Source organism: Paraburkholderia sp. Ac-20347, from assembly GCF_017104805.1.
In the GTDB taxonomy this organism is placed as follows: Bacteria; Pseudomonadota; Gammaproteobacteria; order Burkholderiales; family Burkholderiaceae; genus Paraburkholderia; species Paraburkholderia tropica.
This window is the reverse complement of the sequence record NZ_JAAGPN010000407.1, coordinates 1-4,630: the sequence shown is the minus strand read 5'-3', so window position 1 is coordinate 4,630 and position 4,630 is coordinate 1. Positions and strand designations below refer to the sequence as shown.

At 66.2% G+C, this 4,630-nt stretch carries 3 protein-coding genes and 2 pseudogenes; 2 read left to right on the top strand and 3 right to left on the bottom strand.

Annotation, left to right across the window (positions count from 1 at the left end; genetic code table 11):
- Positions 1–285: pseudogene (locus G3N97_RS36435) on the bottom strand (hypothetical protein); the annotation flags it as partial.
- 243 nt (positions 286–528) lie between these two features.
- On the opposite strand from G3N97_RS36435, the gene G3N97_RS36430 reads away from it, so the two are divergent.
- The gene (locus G3N97_RS36430; protein ID WP_065060668.1) at positions 529–2,109 is read left to right on the top strand and encodes a DHA2 family efflux MFS transporter permease subunit; all 1,581 of its coding nucleotides are present in this window, start codon (positions 529–531) and stop codon (positions 2,107–2,109) included.
- 12 nt (positions 2,110–2,121) lie between these two features.
- On the opposite strand, the gene G3N97_RS36425 is transcribed toward G3N97_RS36430, so the two are convergent.
- Positions 2,122–3,366: an FAD-binding oxidoreductase gene (locus G3N97_RS36425; RefSeq protein ID WP_205997636.1), complete on the bottom strand. Its 1,245-nt coding sequence runs from the start codon at positions 3,364–3,366 to the stop codon at positions 2,122–2,124.
- Positions 3,367–3,397: 31 nt separating this feature from the next.
- Entirely contained in the window at positions 3,398–4,216 is an 819-nt protein-coding gene (locus G3N97_RS36420) for an ABC transporter substrate-binding protein (RefSeq protein WP_074982666.1), read from the bottom strand.
- Positions 4,217–4,412: 196 nt separating this feature from the next.
- Here G3N97_RS36420 and G3N97_RS36415 point away from each other — a divergent pair.
- Positions 4,413–4,630 (top strand): annotated as a pseudogene (locus G3N97_RS36415) (hypothetical protein); the annotation flags it as partial.

Below are 4,630 nucleotides of genomic sequence, written 5' to 3'. Positions count from 1 at the left end.
CGTCACGCTGCCCGCGACGTCGAACAGATCCTTCCAGGCAAGCGGCACGCCGTCGAACGCCGACAGTGGCGCACCCGCGCGCCAGCGCGCCGCCGAGGCCCGCGCCTCATCGAGCGCGCCCGCTTCATCGACGCTGATGAACGCCGCGCCCGCACGCGATGCACGCGCGAGCGACTCGCGCGCGACCTCGACCGGATCGGTCACGCCCGCCTTGTACGCCGCCGCGATGGCGCGCGCCGTGATGTTCGAAGTGCTGCCCGCCGCGGGGCGATCCTGCTCCGTCACTGTGTTCCCTCTTCCGATAAATGTATGTCGTTGACAACATACGTTTACGATGCAGGTGAACAAAAAAACGGCCTACCAGGGTTTTACCGGGGTATCGGTGTGTTTTTGTCCAGGAAAGCGGACGCCGCCCGAAATCCCTGCGCGGCATGGGTATTGCGTTTGCGGTTATCCTTGCGCGACATCCGGCCTGTCAGACGCCGGCACGCCGAAAGCCAGTCGTAACCGAATCCGCGGAGAAGACGCTTGAACCAGCCTGCCGCCTCAACCACGCCGGGCGCGCCGCCCGCGCCCCCGCCGCCGCTAGAGGGCGGCAAGCTGATCCTCGCGACCGTCGCGGTCGCGCTGGCCACGTTCATGAACGTGCTCGACACCTCGATCGCCAACGTCGCCATTCCGACGATTTCCGGCGACCTCGGCGTGTCCGTCGACGAAGGCACGTGGGTCATCACCGTGTTCGCGGCGGCCAACGCGGTCTCGATTCCGCTGACCGGCTGGCTCACGCAGCGCTTCGGCCAGATCCGCCTGTTCGTCGCGTCGATTCTGTCGTTCGTGCTCGCCTCGTGGCTCTGCGGCATCGCGCCGACGCTGCCCTTCCTGCTCGTCGCGCGCGTGCTGCAAGGCGCCGTGGCTGGTCCGCTGATTCCGCTCTCGCAGGCCATCCTGCTCGGTTCATGGCCACGCGACAAATCCGCCACCGCGCTCGCCTTCTGGGCGATGACGACCACGGTCGGCCCGATCGCGGGCCCCGCGCTCGGCGGCTGGATCACCGACAGCTACAACTGGTCGTGGATCTTCTACATCAACATTCCGGTCGGCCTGTTCGCGGCCTCGATCACGTGGTCGATCTACCGGCAGCGCGAGTCGGCCACGCGCAAGCCGCCCATCGATATAGTGGGTCTCGGCCTGTTGATCGCATGGGTCGCCTCGCTGCAGATCCTGCTCGACAAGGGCAAGGATCTCGACTGGTTTTCCTCGCCGGTGATCGTCGGGCTGGGTATCGTCGCGCTCATCAGCTTTGCGTTCTTTCTCGTCTGGGAATTGACCGAGGAGCATCCGATCGTCGATTTACGATTATTCGGACAACGTAATTTTCTCGGCGGCACCGTGGCGATTTCGGTGGCGTACGGCGTGTTTTTCGGCAATCTCGTGCTCTTGCCGCAATGGATGCAGGAGTATCTGAATTACCGTTCCGTCGATGCGGGTCTCGTGACCGCGCCGCTCGGCATATTCGCGATGTTGCTCTCGCCGGTCGTGGGCCGTATCTTGCCGCGCTCGGATGCGCGCGTGATCGCCACATCGGCGTTCGTGCTGTTCGCGGTGGTGTTCTTCATGCGCTCGCGTTACGTGGTCGAGATCGACACGTTCCATCTCGTCTTGCCGACGCTGCTGCAAGGCGTGCCGATGGCGCTGTTCTTCGTGCCGCTCACGGCGATCATTCTCGCGGGGCAGCCGCCGCAGCGCATTCCGGCGGCGGCGGGTCTGTCGAATTTCGTGCGCGTGTTTTGCGGCGCGGTGGGCACGTCGATTTCGACGAACGCCTGGAATAACCGCACGATCCTGCATCACGAGCGGCTCACCGAGCAGGCGAGCATCGACAATCCGCTGTTCCGGCAATCGATTGAGCAGACGCAGCAGGTGCTGCATCTGAGCGAGCCGTCGGCGCGCGCATTATTCGATTTTCAGTTGACGACCCAGGCCGCGATGATGGGGCTGAACGATATTTTCTATATCTCGGCGATTATTTTTCTCGCGATCATTCCGCTCATCTGGATCACGAAATCGACGAAAGGCGGCGGCGGAGGCGGCGCGGCCGGCGCGCACTAATCACTGCCGCGATTACGCGAAACGTGCCGGCGAATACGGCGCGGGATCCGTAAACGTTGTCTCGCCCATGATCTGTTCCGCGAGCAGACGTCCCGACACCGGCCCGAGCGTCAGGCCATGATGGTTGTGGCCGAACGCGAACCACAGACCCGCGTGACGCGGCGCGGGACCGAGCAGCGGGCGCATGTCGGGCGTGCACGGACGCATGCCCATCCACGGCGTATCGTCCAGACGTTGGCCCAGCCCGAACACGGGCCGTGCGTTGCGTTCGGCGTCGTCGAGTTGCGCGTAATTCGGCGGACGCTCGCGCGTGGCGAGTTCGACGCCGGTCGTGAGACGCAGCCCGCGCTGCATCGGGGCGACCACATAACCGCCTTCGGCATCGACCACGGGCCGCGTGAGCGGCGCGCGCGCCTCGCTCGCGTAGTGCATGTGATAGCCGCGCTTGGCCATCAGCGGTACGCGATAACCGAGCGGCGCGGTCACCATGTCGGACCACGGCCCCATCGCCACCACGGCGAGCTGCGCGTCGAGCGGACCGTCGTCGGTCTGCACGGACCAGCCGCCGCCCTGCGCACGCAACGTGCGCGCGTCGCCCTTTACGATCACGCCGCCCTCGCGCTCGAACAGCGCGGCGTAGCCCTTCACCAGCGCGCCCGGATCGGCGACGCTGGCCGGATCGATCCAATGAATCGCGCCCGCATAACCCGCCGCCAGCGACGGCTCCGCCGCGCGCAAACCGGCCGCGTCGAAGGTCTCGATGTGCAGATCATGATCGGCGGCCACATGCTGCGCGGCCGCGCGTTCGCGCTCGAACGCCTCCGCCGAGCGATACGCCTCCAGCCAGCCGATCGGCCGCACGAGCGCGCGCAGATCGGTGCGCGCGACGAAGGCTTCGTGCTCCGCGACGCTGCGCTCGATCAGCGGCAGCATGTCGCGCGCCGCGCCCGCCAGCCGCGCCGGCGACGACTCGCGCCAGAAGGTCGCGAGCCAGCGCGCGTAAGCGGGCATCGAGCGCAGGTCGTAGCGCAGCACCGTCGAGTCGTTGCGCACGAGACGCAGCAGCGTGCGCCAGTCGCGCGGAAAACCATACGGCACCACCGACGACGCCTCGATCAGCCCCGCGTTGCCGTGGCTCGTTTCCTCGCCGGGCGCGCGCCGGTCGACCAGCGCCACGCGCACGCCGCGCTGCTGCAAATGCAGCGCCACGCTCACGCCGACGATGCCCGCGCCGAGCACGATCGCGCTCTTGCTCATGCGATTCCTCTGGAGTCCGTATCGTTCAAAATTACTTCGCGACGATGTCGCGGCCAAAATACTTCATCGACAGCTTCGTGAGCGTGCCGTCCTTGCGCAGCGAATCGAGCGCCGCCACCACCTTGGCCTTGAGCGCCGCGTCGTTCTTGCGCAGACCGAAGCCCGTGCCCTCGCCCAGCGTGGCCGGGTCCTTGAGCGGCGCGCCCGCGAAATCGTAGTCCTTGCCTTGCGGCTTCGAGAGGAAACCGTCGGTGGCAGTCTGCACTTCCTGGACCGCGCCGTCCAGACGGCCCGCCGCGAGATCCGCGAAAATCTGGTCCTGATTCTCGTACGTGACGATCGACACGCCCTGCGGCGCCCAGTGCTTGCGCACGTAATCTTCCTGCGTCGAGCCTTGCAGCACGCCGATCTGCTTGCCCTTGAGGCTCGCGGGCGTGGGCTGCAAACCGGAGCCGCGCTTCGCGACCATCTGGATCGGCATGACGTAGACGGCCGGCGTGAAGTCGATCTGCTGACGACGCTTGTCCGTGATGTTCATCGCCGAATTGATGACGTCGAACTTGCGCGCCTCCAGCGCCGCGATCAGGCCGTCGAAGCTGTTCTCGACCCACACGCACTTCACCTGCATGCGCTGGCACACGGCATTGCCGATGTCGATGTCGAAGCCCTGCAACTGGCCCGACGGCGCCTTGCTCTCGAACGGCGGATACGACGCCTCCACGCCGAAACGCAGCGTCTGCGGATCCTGCGCGTGCGCCACGCCCGAGCTCAGCGCGGTCGTGCCGAGCGCCGCGGCGAGCAGGCCGGCCAGTCCCGCCGCGCGCGCGCAGCGAATCGTCTTCGTGTTCATCGTCGTCATCCTTGGTCTCATGGGTCGGGCGGCGCGCACCTGCGCAGTGTGCCGCGCAAACGTCGCGTCCGCAGAACGAATATAGACGAAAAATCAAAATAAAGTCTAGAATGGACAAAAAAGTCCACCTCGACTTTCCCGCCATCTTCCCGTCCCCACATCCTCGCGCCGCCGCGAGATTTCGAAGGAATCCAGCATGTCCGGTACGACAATTTCGCCGCTTTCCCACGCCGCCGCGCCCTTCATCGCCGACGCCGCCACGGTGCGCGCCGCGCTGCCCCATCTCGACGTGCGCGGCGTGCTCGCGCGCCTGTTCGCCTCGCTCGGACGCGGCGAAGCCGTGCAGCCGCCGCAGACGCTCGCGCTGTTTCCGCAGCAGGCCGGCGACTTCATCACCTATCTGGGCGTGCTCGA